The sequence below is a fragment of the Pelagibius sp. genome (genome assembly GCF_028281305.1).
GTDB lineage: Bacteria > Pseudomonadota > Alphaproteobacteria > Kiloniellales > Kiloniellaceae > Pelagibius.
Genome location: NZ_JANQKD010000094.1, coordinates 38033 through 52135, shown reverse-complemented (window position 1 = coordinate 52135; position 14103 = coordinate 38033). Strand labels below are relative to the sequence as shown.

General features: G+C 66.8%; 15 protein-coding genes. 8 read left to right on the top strand and 7 right to left on the bottom strand.

Annotated features, from left to right (window positions below):
* Positions 1-100: 100 nt before the first annotated feature.
* Positions 101-943, bottom strand: coding sequence for a hypothetical protein (locus Q0982_RS18235; protein ID WP_299397841.1), 843 nt, complete (start codon positions 941-943; stop codon positions 101-103).
* Between the two features lie 177 nt (positions 944-1120).
* On the opposite strand from Q0982_RS18235, the gene Q0982_RS18230 reads away from it, so the two are divergent.
* On the top strand, positions 1121-1813 hold the full coding sequence (locus Q0982_RS18230; RefSeq protein WP_299397838.1) for a hypothetical protein: 693 nt from the start codon (positions 1121-1123) through the stop codon (positions 1811-1813).
* Positions 1814-1949: 136 nt separating this feature from the next.
* On the opposite strand, the gene Q0982_RS18225 is transcribed toward Q0982_RS18230, so the two are convergent.
* Positions 1950-2267, bottom strand: a complete 318-nt coding sequence (locus Q0982_RS18225) for a hypothetical protein (protein ID WP_299397836.1) — start codon at positions 2265-2267, stop codon at positions 1950-1952.
* 475 nt (positions 2268-2742) lie between these two features.
* Between Q0982_RS18225 and dapF the strand changes: the two genes are divergently transcribed.
* From dapF to ftsY, 3 genes are read left to right on the top strand one after another with little or no spacing between them, the layout of a single operon-like run.
* Positions 2743-3600: a diaminopimelate epimerase gene (dapF, locus tag Q0982_RS18220; RefSeq protein WP_299397834.1), complete on the top strand. Its 858-nt coding sequence runs from the start codon at positions 2743-2745 to the stop codon at positions 3598-3600.
* The gene (gene mtaB / locus Q0982_RS18215; protein ID WP_299397832.1) at positions 3597-4895 is read left to right on the top strand and encodes a tRNA (N(6)-L-threonylcarbamoyladenosine(37)-C(2))-methylthiotransferase MtaB; all 1299 of its coding nucleotides are present in this window, start codon (positions 3597-3599) and stop codon (positions 4893-4895) included. Before dapF ends, mtaB begins: the two co-directional genes overlap by 4 nt.
* Positions 4896-4904: 9 nt before the next feature.
* Positions 4905-5852: a signal recognition particle-docking protein FtsY gene (gene ftsY / locus Q0982_RS18210; protein WP_322097061.1), complete on the top strand. Its 948-nt coding sequence runs from the start codon at positions 4905-4907 to the stop codon at positions 5850-5852.
* A 242-nt stretch (positions 5853-6094) separates the two neighbouring features.
* Here the strand turns inward: ftsY and Q0982_RS18205 are convergent, their stop codons facing one another.
* Both Q0982_RS18205 and Q0982_RS18200 read right to left on the bottom strand, forming a co-directional pair.
* Entirely contained in the window at positions 6095-7054 is a 960-nt protein-coding gene (locus Q0982_RS18205) for a glutathione S-transferase family protein (protein ID WP_299397831.1), read from the bottom strand.
* Positions 7055-7156: 102 nt separating this feature from the next.
* The gene (locus tag Q0982_RS18200) at positions 7157-7588 is read right to left on the bottom strand and encodes a DoxX family protein (protein ID WP_299397829.1); all 432 of its coding nucleotides are present in this window, start codon (positions 7586-7588) and stop codon (positions 7157-7159) included.
* A 139-nt stretch (positions 7589-7727) separates the two neighbouring features.
* Between Q0982_RS18200 and Q0982_RS18195 the strand changes: the two genes are divergently transcribed.
* The 3 genes from Q0982_RS18195 (at position 7728) to Q0982_RS18185 (ending at position 10985) form a co-directional block, all read left to right on the top strand.
* Entirely contained in the window at positions 7728-8642 is a 915-nt protein-coding gene (locus tag Q0982_RS18195) for a LysR family transcriptional regulator (protein ID WP_299397828.1), read from the top strand.
* Positions 8643-8738: 96 nt separating this feature from the next.
* Positions 8739-9989, top strand: a complete 1251-nt coding sequence (locus Q0982_RS18190; RefSeq protein WP_299397826.1) for an ATP-binding protein — start codon at positions 8739-8741, stop codon at positions 9987-9989.
* A gap of 150 nt (positions 9990-10139) precedes the next feature.
* A complete protein-coding gene (locus Q0982_RS18185; protein WP_299397825.1) occupies positions 10140-10985 on the top strand; it encodes an ion transporter in 846 nt (281 codons plus the stop codon).
* Between the two features lie 13 nt (positions 10986-10998).
* On the opposite strand, the gene Q0982_RS18180 is transcribed toward Q0982_RS18185, so the two are convergent.
* The 3 genes from Q0982_RS18180 to Q0982_RS18170 form a co-directional block, all read right to left on the bottom strand.
* On the bottom strand, positions 10999-11346 hold the full coding sequence (locus tag Q0982_RS18180) for a Rap1a/Tai family immunity protein (RefSeq protein ID WP_299397905.1): 348 nt from the start codon (positions 11344-11346) through the stop codon (positions 10999-11001).
* A 147-nt stretch (positions 11347-11493) separates the two neighbouring features.
* Complete coding sequence (locus Q0982_RS18175; RefSeq protein ID WP_299397823.1) at positions 11494-12081, bottom strand: NUDIX hydrolase; 588 nt, start codon at positions 12079-12081, stop codon at positions 11494-11496.
* A gap of 102 nt (positions 12082-12183) precedes the next feature.
* Complete coding sequence (locus tag Q0982_RS18170) at positions 12184-12414, bottom strand: hypothetical protein (RefSeq protein ID WP_299397822.1); 231 nt, start codon at positions 12412-12414, stop codon at positions 12184-12186.
* A 540-nt stretch (positions 12415-12954) separates the two neighbouring features.
* Here Q0982_RS18170 and Q0982_RS18165 point away from each other — a divergent pair.
* Complete coding sequence (locus Q0982_RS18165) at positions 12955-14103, top strand: DUF2336 domain-containing protein (protein ID WP_299397820.1); 1149 nt, start codon at positions 12955-12957, stop codon at positions 14101-14103.

Sequence of the window (14103 nt, the reverse complement as noted above, 5' to 3'; positions counted from 1 at the left end):
ACCCATAGACCTAGGGGGTGCGGCGCGGGAAAGCAAGGTGAATCGGACCTGATTTTCCCGCTAATCCAAACGGATAGCCCTTTCTCCCGGAATCGACATATTAGCGTGTCCCTGACGCTGCTTCGGGCATTCCGGACTCGGCCCGCCGTTCGGCAAGGGCAAGACGCAGGTCGCGCATCATGGTCTCGACCTCCCCGGTCAGCGCCGCAACTGCGCGCACGCCCGCTTCCTGCGCGGCCGCACGCCGCACGGCGGAGGTGTTGCCGGAGGTGGTGATCCGCTGCACCGGCTGCTCCGCCACCGCCGAGGCCATGCCGTAGGTGTAGCCGTTGCGCACGTCCACCAGGACCGCCTGGGCGGCGCCTTCAGCCTCCACGTCCTCAGTGGGCAGGAAGAAGCCGATCAGCGCCAGCTTGGTGACCGCCAGCACATTGCTGGTGTCCGCGGCGGTGCCGGAGGTCTCGTAGATCAGCACCGCGTCAAGATGCTGGCGCGCCGCCCCGAGACGCACTTCGCGGACGACCCGCGCAAGCGACGTCCGGTAGTCCCAGACAAGGTTCCCGACAACGACACGCCGAGGGGTCTCCGGGGTCGCCAAGGCGGCAACCAGCGGCGAAACCGGAACGAACTCGCCATAGCCGTCTCCCAGCCGTTCCGCCAGGGCCATCCAGGCCTTGGCCTCGGCCGGCGGAATTGCAGTCAAACCCTGCGCGTCGATCCGCGCCAGGCCGAGTCGGGCCGGAAACCGCAACTGCGGCTCCACGTCCGCAGCCGCCGCAATACCTTCATCGGTTCCCACAAGATGATCGAGGTCTCGGCTGCTCAGGTCATAGGTAGACAGATACTTCGATCCGGACGTGGTCTGGACGGTGTGCCCGCAGGCCGCCAGCACGGCGACGAGCGCCGCGGCACCGGCGGCTTTCAGCACGGTGTTCGGATGCATGGCTCTCCCCCTTTGCATTGCGGCGCGGCCCCCTGCCGCGCCCGGCACTGCGATCCTCTCCCAGGAAATGCCCGCAATGAGGGCGGTCCTGTGGCGAAAATGGGGCATGCGCCCCTTGGTTTCGGTCTATCGCAGCGGTAGGTTCGCCTCGCCGCCCTTTCCCGAGAAGGTGGAACGATGAAAACGACCCCGATTCAGGTGCGCATCCGGCGTTTCACGGCTGCAGGGCTTGCTCTGGCCCTTGTCGGAGCCTGCGCAGGAACGCCGTCGCTAGACGACGCAGAGGTGACAGCCCTCACGCTCGCAACGCCCGCTGAGATATCGCGTTTCGAAGCGGCCAAAGATCTCCATCTCGGCCCTTCGGGCCTGCCGCCAATCACGGTGATCGCGCCGGATTGGCCGACCCTGCGGCTGGCGTTTCAATCGCAACGCCAGCTGTTCAATCCCTTGGAAGCCGGTCGGGCCAGTGCCCTGGTCTATCCCTGCACAGCGGACGGCCGAGACCGCGACCCCTACGGCCTCAGTTCGAAGTTCGTCCTTTGGCGCGGGCGCGTTGTTGACCAGCCAGCCGCTCAGAAAATCGCCGACCTGCTGGCATCCGAACCGACACCCCAGGAGTACGTGGTGTTCTTCGACTACAAGTATTGGGATGCTCAGGAACAACGGGACCAGGGCGATCCGATGACGCTGCTGCCGCTTCAGAACGACCTCTGCATCTCGGTGCACAAGCCCCGCGATCCCTTCGCACCGAGCATCGGCAAGCCGCTGCGCATCGGAAAGGAGAGTGTCAACGAAGCCGTTGGGGATCTGCCGCGGCGCATACCGGCTCCTCAAATGCCCTCAAGGCCAGCCCTTGAGTCGAGGCAGTGAACGGGCCTGAAAGCCCAACGCCCCCTGGGCTTTCCCGACCCAGCGGTCGGTAAATCCACGATCTGAAGAACGGCAACGGGGGCCGGACGATGCCGGCCCCCGTCGGAAACCGCTACAATCCTGGGAAAGAGGGCCCTCAGTTGCAGGGGCACGAGCCTTCGCAGGACAGCCCGTTGTCCGTGTCGTGACAGCCGGTGTGCTCGCCGGTAACCACATCATAGAACTGGGCCCACCAGTGATCCTTGATGAAGACCTGCTCGACCTTGATGTTGCCCGTCGATTGCGGGCCCGTGGGGCGGGGCGGCACCACCGGCTTCTTCTGCACCTGCATTTTCACAGTGGGGCTCTTCCTCGTGTCGGCTTCGGCGGTGCCATGGAAGGTCATCGCCATGGTCAGCGCCACGAGGGCAGCGGCGGCAAGTCCGAGAAAGGTCTTCGTTTTCCAATTGCGCATGAGATCTATTCCTTGTTGCAGAAATAACTGGGCTCTGCCTCCACACAGCATCGATGCGGGAGACGGATGAAATCGTCTGGTTTGCGCCAAAAATCCGATGCGGCGAACATCAGGTATCGGGGAGGGATGCGGGCGAAAACCCGCAGAACCCCCTGAAACAAAGGCCTGTACTGAAATTAGGTGTTGGTAAGGAATCGGGTTCCTGTACTGGGCGCTGCCAGGGGATCGACGGGGATCACTGGGGATCGCCGGGATCGCTGGGGCAGCGCGAGGGCGGCGGGCAGTGAGATACAGAGAACCGGCACCGGCGTGAACCCGAGAACACGCATGTATTCCATGCAGCTTTGCATGACAGCGGCCGGAGGCGCCGTTCGGCCCCGGCTTCCGGGGATTTCAGAGCCGGGACTCCCCGCCTGTCCCTGAGGGGGTAGCCCGTCCTGGACTTTCCCGGCCCGGCGGTCCTATAACCCGCCTTATGAGCGCACGGCCCTTCATCAAGATGCACGGCCTGGGCAACGACTTCGTGGTGGTCGATGCCCGGGACGAGGCCTTTGCGCCGTCGGAGGCGCTGGCCCGCGCCATCGCGGACCGGCGCACCGGCGTCGGCTGCGACCAGCTTCTGATCATCGAGCCGCCGAGCAACGCCGGGAACGGCAATGCCGACATCTTCATGCGCATCCGCAATCACGACGGCGGCGAGGTCGGTGCCTGCGGCAACGGCACGCGCTGCGTCGCCGCCCTGGTGATGGCGGAAACCGGGCGCGACGAGCTGACCATCGAAACCCGGCGCGGCCTGCTGGAGGCCCGCGCCGCCGGCCAGGGCCGCGTCACCGTCGACATGGGCGAGGCGCTGACCGGCTGGCAGGACATTCCCTTGAGCGAGGAGCGCGACACCCTGCACCTGGGTCTCGCCAGCGGACCGCTGAGCGACCCCGTGGGCGTCAACATGGGCAACCCCCATGCCGTCTTCTTTGTCGAAGCCGTGGAGAGCCTGCCGCTGGCGCAGCTCGGCCCGGCGCTGGAACACGACCCGCTGTTCCCGGAGCGCGCCAACATCGGCGCCGCCACCGTGATCGGCCCCAACCGGTTGCGCCTGCGCGTCTGGGAGCGCGGCGTCGGCCTGACCCAGGCCTGCGGCAGTGGCGCCTGCGCCGCCGCCGTCGCCGCTGCGCGCCGGGGCATCACCGGACGCAAGGTCGAGGTGGTGCTCGACGGCGGCGCGCTGGAGCTGGAGTGGCGCGAGGACGGCCACGTGCTGATGACGGGCCCGGTCGCCACCGCCTTCACCGGTCTGCTGCCGGAAGGCCTGGCGCCGCAGGAGCTGCGGCCATGACCGGCCAAGGCAAGCACGGCGCAGCGCGCATCCTCACCTTCGGCTGCCGTCTCAACGCTTACGAGTCGGAGGTTATGCGCGGTCACGCGCAAACAGCCGGGCTCAACGATGCGGTCATCGTCAACACCTGCGCGGTCACCGGCGAGGCGGAGCGCCAGGCCCGCCAGGCGATCCGCAAGGCCCGGCGCGAAAACCCGGCGGCGGAGATCATCGTCACCGGCTGCGCCGCCCAGATCGACCCGCAGGGCTTCGCCGGGATGGCCGAGGTCGACCGCGTGCTCGGCAACGAGGAAAAGCTGAAGCTGGAAAGCTTCCTGCCGGAGAGCAGCGCGCCGGTTCTGGTGAACGACATCATGGCGGTCACCGAGACCGCGCCGCAGCTGATCGACGGCTTTGCCGAGCGCACCCGCGCCTTCGTGCAGGTACAGCAGGGCTGCGACCACCGCTGCACCTTCTGCATTATCCCTTACGGCCGGGGCAACAGCCGCTCGGTGCCGCTGGGCGAGGTGGTGCGCCAGGTCCGCAATCTTGTGGAGCGCGGCGTCGCCGAGGTGGTGCTGACCGGCGTCGATATCACCTCCTACGGCGGCGACCTGCCCGGGCGCCCGGCGCTCGGCCAGATGGTCCGGCGCCTGCTGGCCCAGGTGCCCGACCTCAAGCGCCTGCGCCTCTCCTCCCTCGACGCCATCGAGCTGGACGCCGACCTGCGCCGCCTGGTGGCGGAGGAGGAACGGCTGATGCCGCACCTGCATCTCTCCCTGCAAGCCGGCGACGACATGATCCTGAAGCGCATGAAGCGCCGCCATTCGCGCAGCGACGCCGTGGCGCTGTGCCGGGCGATGCGGGACCTCCGCCCCGACATCGTCTTCGGCGCCGATCTCATCGCCGGCTTCCCCACCGAGACCGAAGCGATGTTCGAGAACTCCCTGGCGCTGGTGGAGGACTGCGGCCTCACCTACCTGCACGTCTTTCCCTATTCTGCGCGCAAGGGCACGCCGGCAGCGAAGATGCCGCAGGTCCCCCTCGCCCTGCGCAAGGACCGCGCGGCGCGCCTGCGCGCTGCCGGCGCTGCGGCGCTGGACCATTTCCTCGACAGTCAGGTCGGACGGCCGGCCGCCGTGCTGATCGAAAAGCAGGAAGATGACGGGCGCCTGCTCGGCCGTAGCGAGACCTTTGCACCGGTGCTGCTTGAACGCGGCGAGATCGGTGCGGTTGTCCAGGTCCGCATCACCGGACGGGACGGCGCGCGGCTGACGGCCGAGCCTCTGCACCAGCAGCTCTCCCCCGCAGCGTGAGCGACACGGATGAGTGACGTAGCGGAGAAAAAAGGCGGCTGGTTCTCCCGCCTGAAGGCCGGGCTCACCCGTTCCTCCTCCAAGCTGGGCGACGGCATCGCCGGCATCTTCTCCAAGCGCAAGCTCGACGACGCAGCGCTGGAGGAGCTGGAGGAACTGCTGATCACTGCCGACCTGGGCGTGGCGACGGCCACGCGGCTGACGGCGGAGCTGGCAAAGACCCGCTTCAACAAGGACGTCGACCCGGAAGAGGTGCGCAGCGCCCTGGCCGAGGATATCGCCCGGGTGCTGGAGCCGGTGGCCCGGCCCCTGGTCCTGGACCCGGCGCAGACGCCCAACGTGATCCTGGTGGTGGGGGTGAACGGCTCCGGCAAGACCACGACCATCGGCAAGCTCGCCAGCCACTACCGCGCGCAAGGCCTCTCGGTGCGCCTCGCCGCCGGCGACACCTTCCGCGCCGCGGCCATCGAGCAGTTGAAGATCTGGGGCGAGCGCACCGGCTGCCCGGTCGTCGCCGGCAAACAGGGCGCCGATTCCGCCGGCCTTGCCTTCGAGGCCGTGGAGGCGGCCAAGGCGGCGGGCGACGACGTGCTGCTGATCGACACCGCCGGACGCCTGCACAACCGCGCCGAACTGATGGCCGAGTTGCAGAAGGTGGCGCGGGTCATCAAGAAGGTGGAGCCCAGCGCGCCGCACCACGTGGTGCTGGTGCTCGACGCCACCACCGGGCAGAACGCCCTCACCCAGGTCGGCACCTTCAAGGAACTGGTGGACCTCACCGGCCTGGTGGTCACCAAGCTGGACGGCTCGGCGCGCGGCGGCGTGCTGGTGGCGCTGGCCGAAAAATACGGCCTGCCGGTCCACGCCGTCGGCGTCGGCGAAGGCGCCGAAGACTTCCGTCCCTTCACCGCCAAGGACTTCGCCCGCGCACTGGTGGGCGTCGACGAGAGCCCCTAGGCCCAACTCTGGCAGTCCCGATATCGCGGTCGCGGCTCTTGCGTCAAATCCCTCTATGGAGTCGCCCCCTCACCCAGCTCCGGCTAGGTTCACCCTTCGGGTTCGCCAAGCCTGCGCAACCCTCTCCCGCCAGGGGAGAGGGTTCTTTTGAGGCCCACTGGATTTCCCTCTCCCCACCGTGGGAGAGGGAGGGGCCCGCGAAGCGGGAGGGGGGGGGTGTTCGCCCGCGTGAAAGGTATGCGCTACGCCGCCGCTTCAAACGGCGTGGAGGGGCCCGGCGGGACGATGCCGGGGTTGGTGATGCCCAGGTCGTCGTAGTAGTGCCGCTTCACGTGGTTCAGCTTCACCGTTTCGGCGACGCCGGGCCAGGCGTAGAGGCGCCTGGTGTGACGGTCGAGGTTCGGATAGTCGGCGAGGCGCCGGGCGTTGATCTTGAGGGCGCCGGCATAGGCGGCATCGAGGCGCACCAGCGTCGGGAACAGCAGCCAGTCGGCCTCCGTCGCGGTCTTGCCCAGAAGGTAGGGCCGCCCATCGCCAAGCTGTTCCTCCAGGGTGTCGAGGGCGGCATAGAAGTCGGCCAGCGCCCGGTCGTAGGCCTGCTGGTCGGCGGCAAAGCCGGCGCGGTAGACCCCGCCGTTGACGCGGCGGCGGATCATCCCGCCCAGGGCGTCGATCTCGTCGCGCAGGCGTGCCGGATAGAAGCTGCGCCCGCTTTCGCCGAAGGCGGCGAAGCCGAGGTCCAGCATGCGCATGATGTCGGCGGATTCGTCGCTGACGATGGTCTCCTCCCGCCGGTCCCAGAGCAGCGGCACGGTCACCTTGCCGGTGTAGTCGCCGCGCGCCTTCCCATAGATCTGCCACAACGCCTGGTGCCCGCCGGCGTGGTCGACCGTCACCTCGGGGAAGGCCGGGTCCGGGGTGAAGGTCCAGCCGCCGGGCCCGCCCCAGCGCGGATGCAGCACCGAGACCGGCAGCACCTTTTCCAGGCCCAGCAGGCGGCGGTAGAGAATGGTGCGGTGGGCGAAGGGGCAGGCGTAGGAGACATAGAGGTGGTAGCGCCCCGGCGCCGCCGGAAAGCGCGCCGTCGGGTCGGCGCTGACCCAGTCGCGGAAGAGGCCCTCCGGCTGTTCGGACCGGGCGCGCTCGTAAGCGTCGCGGTCGATGACGCGGGAATGCCAGACGCCTCTGATCAGGGCTTTCATGATTGCTGTGCTCCGTTTTTTGTTTGGTTCTGAGAGGACTGCCCCGAGCCTCGCCGTTAGCGGAGACTCGGGGCGGCCTCTGTGCGCACTGTCCGTTCAGGCTCAGGAGGTCTGCGGCGCCGTCTTCTGATGGCTGAGGAAGGGCAGCTTCATGGCATGGGCACCGTCGCCCAGCAGGGCCTGCACCACGGCCGCCGCCGCGAGGAAGACCGGATACTCCCAGCCGCCGCCTTCGGCGGAGAACAGCCAGCCGTTGCCGGCATGGACCCAGGTCGCGCCCAACAGCACCGGCAGGAGGGCGAGCGAAACGAGGCGGGTCTGGATGCCGAGGATCAGGGCGATGCCGCCGGCGATCTCGGCGAAGATGGTCAGGTAGGCGGCGATCGCCGGCAGGCCGAGGGATTCGAAAAAGCCGACGGTGCCGGGCACGGTGAAGACGAAGACCTTCAGGTAGAGGCTGTGGGCGAGAAACATGACGCCGAGGGCGACCCGCAGGGTCAGGGCGGCGTAAGGGGCGGTTCTGGTGTCGATCATGGCTCGGTTCCTTGGTTTTGAGGCTGTTTGTTCCGCACCGCCACGCCGCCGTCTCCGGCCACGGGCGCCTTGTTCTGCCTACCGATCTATGATTTGCTCTCACGCAAGTCGATTGCAGAATCACGCAAAGTTCTGTTGCATGAATGCAAACGGAGATCTCACCGCCGATCTGCGCACCCTGCTGGCCATCGCGCGGGAGGGCAGCCTGGCCGGCGCGGCCCGGCGCCTGCGGGTCAACCACTCCACCGTCTTCCGCCGCCTGGCCGCCATCGAGGCGCGCCTCGACACCCGGCTGTTCGAGCGCCGCGAGGGCAGCTACGTCACCACCGCCGCCGGCGAAGACCTGCTGCGCACGGCCGAGCGGGTGGAAGCCGAGGTGGAGGCCCTGGAACGGCGCCTCAGCGGACGCGACCTGCGCCTGACCGGAACCCTGCGACTCACCGCCCCCGACGACATCGCCGAGGTGCTGCTGATGCCGGTGCTGGCCGCTTTCCGCCGCGGCTATCCCGACATCACCGTGGAACTGGTGATCGACAACCGCATGCTGAGCCTGACCCGGCGGGAGGCCGACATCGCCCTGCGCCCGACCCGTGAGCCGCCGGAGACCCTGGTCGGGCGACGGGTCGCGACCCTGGCCTCGACCGTGTACCGCGCGTCCTCGGCGACACCCGTTGGAGAGAAGGACCTTGCCGCGGAGCCCTTTGCCAGCGAGCCCTGGATCGCCTGGGAGGAGGGTGCGGGCCCACCGGCCGTCACCCGCTGGCTGGAAGACCGCATCGACCGCAGCGCCGTCGTCTACCGCTCCAACTCCCTCCTGAACCAGGCGAGCGCAGCCCGCGCCGGACTGGGGCTGGCGATCCTGCCCTGTTTTCAGGCCGACCCCGATCCGGAACTGCAACGGGTGATGGACCCACCGGCGGAGCTGGATACGGGGCTCTGGCTGCTGACCCATCCGGACCTGCGCCGCGCCGCGCGGGTGCGCGCGCTGCTGGACCTGCTTTACGAGACGCTGAAGGCGATGGAAGAACAACTCTGCGGGGACACCGACCGTTGATCGCGGGCGGCAGAGCGACTGCAACCAAAAGGTTTTGTTAACGACCCAGCGTTTAGCGTTGCGCGACCACACCAGCACCACTCCGGGACTGTCCCCATGATGGGCGCCGCAGCAGAGCTAACCGCCCCCTCGAGCCCAGACGGCGAGTCGCTCTGCGCCAGCATTCTTGTGAACGAAGCGCCCGCTGTTTCCCCCCAGACCAGTTGCGCCGAAGTGCACGCCATGCTGCACGGCGACAGCTCGATCCTGGCGGTTGCCGTGGTGCGTGGCGAGCGGCCCATCGGGCTGGTCGGCCGCCTGGAGTTTCTCGCCAACATGGCGCGGCCCTTCTGGCCGGAGCTGTTCAACCGCAAACCGATCACCAAGCTGATGGATCCGGCCCCGCTGATCGTGGAGTGGGACCGGCGCATCGACCAGATCGGCGACGTGCTGCTGTCATGCAAGCCCAAGGCGATGATCGACGGCTTCATCGTCACCCGCGACGGCGCCTATAGCGGCGTGGCCACGGCCACAGAGCTGATGCGGATGACCACCACCATCGCCCGCCAGCGCTTCGACCGCCTGAGCAGCGCGCTGCATCAGGTCACCGAGGCCAACGCCGCCAAGGCCAAGTTCCTGGCCAACGTCAGCCACGAACTGCGCACCCCGCTGAACGCCATCATCGGCTTCTCGGACCTGCTGAGCCGCCGCCTCTACGGCCCGCTGACGGAACAGCAGAGCGAGCATGTCGGCTACATCAACCACAGCGGCCAGTTGCTCTTGAGCCTGGTCGACGATCTGCTGAACCTCTCGGTGGCAGAGGCACAACAGATGGAGCTGCACGAAGAGACCGTCGAACTGCGCGAACTCTCCGCCGCCTGCGCAAAGCTCGTCGAGCCGCGGGCCGCCAAGGCGGGCATCAGCTTGAAGACCGAACTGGGCGCCCAGGCCCTGGCGCTGTGCGTCGACGAGGTGAAGCTGAAGCAGATCCTGCTGAACCTCCTCACCAACGCGGTGAAGTTCACACCGGCCGGCGGCGAGGTCCGCCTCAGCCTGGCCACCTCCCTCGACGGTGAGATCCGCGTCGTCATTGCCGACAACGGCATCGGCATCCGCGAGGAGGACATCAAGGTCATCCTGCAGCCCTTCGGACAGGCCCACGACAAGCGCGCGCACCCGCATCAGGGCGCCGGCCTCGGCCTGCCGCTGTCCAAGGCGCTGATCGAACTCCACGGCGGCACACTGCTTCTGCGCAGCCAGCTGAACTTCGGCACGGAAGTCGAGATCCGCCTGCCGGCCGAACGCCGGGTCACCGACCGCGGCGCCGAGACGGACGCTGCCGGCGGCGGTCAGAAGGATATCGCCTGACCCCGGTTATGCCTTTCCGAGGCCCCCGGCCGGACGCCGCTGCGCCGCAGCCCCCCAATCGGCCCTTGACCCCTTGCCGGCAACCGCACATCTAAGCAGCTTTGTCAGCGATCCCGATGGATCCGCAGCCGATGCAAGAAGGGGCCGGTCATGCCGTCTAGTTCCGAATCAACGCCACCGGTCGCACTCGCCCGCCTGCAGCGGCTGCTCGAATCGAAAGGCATGCAACGGGCGATCACCGGCCTCATTCTGGTGAACGCAGCCATACTGGGTCTGGAGACCTCGGCCAGCGTCATGGCCGAGATCGGCCCCATCCTGCTGCTGTCGGACCGCATCATCGTCGGCATCTTCGTCGTCGAGATCCTGGCGAAGCTGCTGGTCTACCGGCTCGGCTTCTTCAAGAACGCCTGGAATGTTTTCGACTTCACGGTGGTCGCCATCAGCCTGGCGCCGGCCTCGGCCGCCTTCTCGGTGCTGCGCGCACTGCGCGTGCTTCGGGTGCTGCGGCTGATCTCCGTCATCCCCTCGATGCGCAAGGTCGTCCAGGCGCTGCTGCAGGCCATTCCCGGTATGGGCTCCATCGCCGCGCTGCTGGGGCTGCTCTACTATGTCTTCTCGGTGATGGCGACCAAGCTGTTCGGCGCGGCCTTTCCCGATTGGTTCGGCACGCTCGGCGCCTCGGCCTACTCCCTGTTCCAGATCATGACCCTGGAGAGCTGGTCGATGGGCATCGTGCGCCCGGTCATGGACGTCTTCCCCTTCGCCTGGGCCTTCTTCGTGCCCTTCATCCTCGTCACCACCTTTGCGGTGCTCAATCTTTTCATCGCCATCATCGTCAACGCGATGCAGAGCCAGCACGACGCGGAGCGCGAGCAGGCCTTCGAGGAGATCACGCGGCAGTCCCACGGCGATGCGATGCGCCTGGAAGACGACATCAAGGCGCTGCATCGCGAGGTGCAGCAGATCCGCAGCCTGCTGGAGCGTCAGGGCTCCTGACCCTCCGGACCCCTTAGTTGGTGACGCAGGGCCGGTAGAGAGCCAGCGCGTAAGCCGCCGCACCGTCGCCTTTCAGGGCCTGGCGCGCCGGGTTCTCCTGAAGATGCCGGTCGACGGTCGCCACCAGTTCTTCCAGGCTCTCATCGCCCTTCAGGCAGGCCTGGATGCCGTCGACGCGCGCACCCGCGCCGCCCAGAACGTCGGCGATGGCCATGATGTAGCCGTGGCAGCGGCCACGGGCCGCCGGGTCCTGCGCGCTGCAGTCCGCCAGCAGTTCGGCGCCGCTGCGAAAGCGCGGCAGTTCGTGCGAGAACAGCGGCTCGGCCGCCCGGACTGCGCCCCCCGAAAGGCTGCCCGACACCAGGACCAAGACAAGGGCAAGGCATGTAGCCCGCGCCCCACGGCCCCCTCGCACCCTCCGGCACAGTGGCTGTTGCATGATCCTCCTCCCGCCGCCGGTTCTTGTTCTTCGTGCTGCCGCACCCCGAAAAAAGCTGCGCGGCGGGACCTACCCGATGGTCTCACCCGGTCCGGCGGTCTCGACCGGGTTGCTGCGCGGCGCGAAGGCTCTCTGCTCCCGCACCGCATGGTGGTCCTGCAGCGCCCAATGCACCGAGGGAAAGGCAAGGTCCTCCCAAGGGATAGCCTGCCAGCGAAAGAGATCGAGTTCGAGCGTTTCCACCCCGGCACGGACGTCGGGGGAGACGAGGCGGGCCCTGTAGATCAGCTGGATCTGCGAGATCCGTGGGATCGAGTAGACCGCGAGAAGCTGATCGATGGCGATGTCCGCGTGTGCCTCCTCCCAGGCTTCGCGGCGGGCGCCGCTGGCAGCATCCTCGTGCTGCTCGAGATAGCCGGCCGGCAGCGTCCAGTAGCCGCGGCGCGGCTCGATGGCGCGCCGGCACAGCAGGATGCTTTCCTGCCAGGTGGCGACGGAACCAACGACGATCTTGGGGTTCTCGTAGTTGATGAAACCGCAGTCACGGCAGACGAGGCGCTGGCGGTCGTCGCCTTCGGGAACCCGCGGTTCGAAGCGGTCGTCCTGCGGCTGCGCCGGGGTCGGGGTCCTCGTTGGAGAAGGCTCTTCTGCGGTCATCCAGGTACTGTGACCCAGCCTTTCGGAGACCACAAGCAGGGCACCGGCAACACGGAAAAGGCGCCAACAGCCAGACCGCCCGGGAACGGACCGGTGAGGGCTTCAGGCTTTCAGGTCGACGAAAGTCCCACGCGGAATGAAGCGGCCCGGCTCCGGCGGGCCGGCCGGCTCGTTGCGGGCGGAGGCCCCGCCGCCGAGATCGCTCGCCATGGCCTTGGACGTCTGCGAAGACGCGAGGCCGGCGGCGACGGAGGTACCGCTGCCGGCCGTCTGGCCGCCCAGGGTCTTGAGCATCGCAAGGGTGAGCGGCGAGTTGCCGGGCGTGATCTGCATCGCCCGACTATGCCGTCAGGCGGTTAAGGAGCGGTGAAGGCCCCCGGAGGAAGGAGGGCAGCGGCCGCCCCAAAGCCGCAGCCCGTGCAGGACCGCCAGGCAAAGCCCCCAATCACACCACTTGCCGCATACAGTCAAAATTAACCAGCTTACCCCACACTATTAGGTGTCCTTTGACAAACGGCTTGCACGCAAAAGGTGTTTACTTGGAGCGATTAATCGCTAAGCGTTTGATACGCTTAGATTCTTGGCGGCAATGCGGAAAAGGCCCGGTTATAGAGGTTGCTCTGGTATTCCAGCACCGAAGTAGAGCGTGTAGTTACGATTCCGAGTTCTCATGCGAAGCGGCAGTTCAGCGTATTTCCTCAAGGTTCCAAAAGTTTAGCCGACCAAACTTCACATTGTTTTTACCTTGTTTTATTATTCTATTAGAGATTTGTGCCAAATTGCTCCGAAGCGCCCTCGTCTTCGATCCACGGGCGCGTACGAGGGGCTGAGAGGATTCTTCCGATACTGCGCAGCGGATCAGGGTGACCTTTGATGGAAGATCGGGATAGGGATCTTCACGCGCTTTTGCAGCTTGCGCTCAACAAGTCGATCGAAGGCCGCGAGCAGCTGTCCTCGCAGATCGCCCAGCTTTCCATGGATCGCGACCATATGCTGAGCGACCATGAGCGCGACCTGATCTCGCAGATCCTCGACAAGCTGATCCACGAATTCGAAGTCCCCATCCGCAGCAAGCTGAGCGAGCGCCTGTCCCGCAATCCGGCGGCCCCCCGTGCCCTGGTGATCGCCCTGGCCAATGACGAGATCGACGTCGCCCGCCCGGTGCTGCTGCGCTCGACCCTGCTGTCCGACGACGACCTGATCCGAGTCATCCAGCACCGCAGCCGCCAGCATCAGATCACCATCGCCAGACGGCGCGAGCTCAGCGAAGAAGTCTCCGACGAGCTGGTGAACACCAAGGACAACGACGTCATTGCCACCCTGCTGGCCAACCACAGCGCCCGGATCTCCGAGGCGACGCTGGCCTACCTCACCGAACAGGCCGAACACATCGACGAGTTTCAGGAGCCGCTGGTCCGCCGCCGCGACCTCACCGACGATCTGGCCATGCGGCTTTACTGGATCGTGGCGGCCAGCCTGCGGGCTGAAATCCTGAAGACCTACGACGTGCACCCGACGGCGCTGGACGACGAGGTGGAGGCTGCCGTCCTGGAAGTTGCCCAGGATAAGATCACCAAGTCCAACGGGGCCGGGAACCTTGAAACCACCGCTGCCGACTTGGCGCGCTGCATGGTATCTGAACAAAACGTCAATGCCGCCCTGCTGATCAAGACTATTCGGCAAGGCGAAGTACCGCTTTTTGAGGCTCTTTTCGAAGAATGGAGTGGGATTTCGATGCCGCGGCGCGCCGAAGTGCTTTATGGTCCCGGTGGGGAGGGCCTGGCGATTGCCTGTCTGGCATTGGGGGTTTCGAAGCAGGACTTTGCAACCTTGTTTCTGCTGACCCGCAGTGCCGGCGGCGGCAGCCGCAGGACATCACCGGGGGACCTGTCGCGGGCGACACGGATCTACGATCAGGCAAGCCGTGAAGACGCTGAACACGTTCTGCGATCCTGGCAGCGCGACAAAGGGTTCCAGGCGGCTGTGGAAGATGTTGCGATGAGCAAGGCAAAACAGGGCTGA

Bases quoted from the DNA above. Each gene is read 5' to 3' on its own strand.
- mtaB (WP_299397832.1), top strand. From the start codon at position 3,597: ATGACCGGCCAAGGCAAGCACGGCGCAGCGCGCATCCTCACCTTCGGC.
- Q0982_RS18165 (WP_299397820.1), top strand. From the start codon at position 12,955: ATGGAAGATCGGGATAGGGATCTTCACGCGCTTTTGCAGCTTGCGCTC.
- Q0982_RS18185 (WP_299397825.1), top strand. From the start codon at position 10,140: ATGCCGTCTAGTTCCGAATCAACGCCACCGGTCGCACTCGCCCGCCTG.
- Q0982_RS18235 (WP_299397841.1), bottom strand. From the start codon at position 943: ATGCATCCGAACACCGTGCTGAAAGCCGCCGGTGCCGCGGCGCTCGTC.
- Q0982_RS18230 (WP_299397838.1), top strand. From the start codon at position 1,121: ATGAAAACGACCCCGATTCAGGTGCGCATCCGGCGTTTCACGGCTGCA.
- Q0982_RS18205 (WP_299397831.1), bottom strand. From the start codon at position 7,054: ATGAAAGCCCTGATCAGAGGCGTCTGGCATTCCCGCGTCATCGACCGC.
- ftsY (WP_322097061.1), top strand. From the start codon at position 4,905: ATGAGTGACGTAGCGGAGAAAAAAGGCGGCTGGTTCTCCCGCCTGAAG.
- Q0982_RS18190 (WP_299397826.1), top strand. From the start codon at position 8,739: ATGATGGGCGCCGCAGCAGAGCTAACCGCCCCCTCGAGCCCAGACGGC.
- Q0982_RS18195 (WP_299397828.1), top strand. From the start codon at position 7,728: ATGAATGCAAACGGAGATCTCACCGCCGATCTGCGCACCCTGCTGGCC.
- Q0982_RS18175 (WP_299397823.1), bottom strand. From the start codon at position 12,081: ATGACCGCAGAAGAGCCTTCTCCAACGAGGACCCCGACCCCGGCGCAG.
- Q0982_RS18225 (WP_299397836.1), bottom strand. From the start codon at position 2,267: ATGCGCAATTGGAAAACGAAGACCTTTCTCGGACTTGCCGCCGCTGCC.
- Q0982_RS18200 (WP_299397829.1), bottom strand. From the start codon at position 7,588: ATGATCGACACCAGAACCGCCCCTTACGCCGCCCTGACCCTGCGGGTC.
- dapF (WP_299397834.1), top strand. From the start codon at position 2,743: ATGAGCGCACGGCCCTTCATCAAGATGCACGGCCTGGGCAACGACTTC.
- Q0982_RS18170 (WP_299397822.1), bottom strand. From the start codon at position 12,414: ATGCAGATCACGCCCGGCAACTCGCCGCTCACCCTTGCGATGCTCAAG.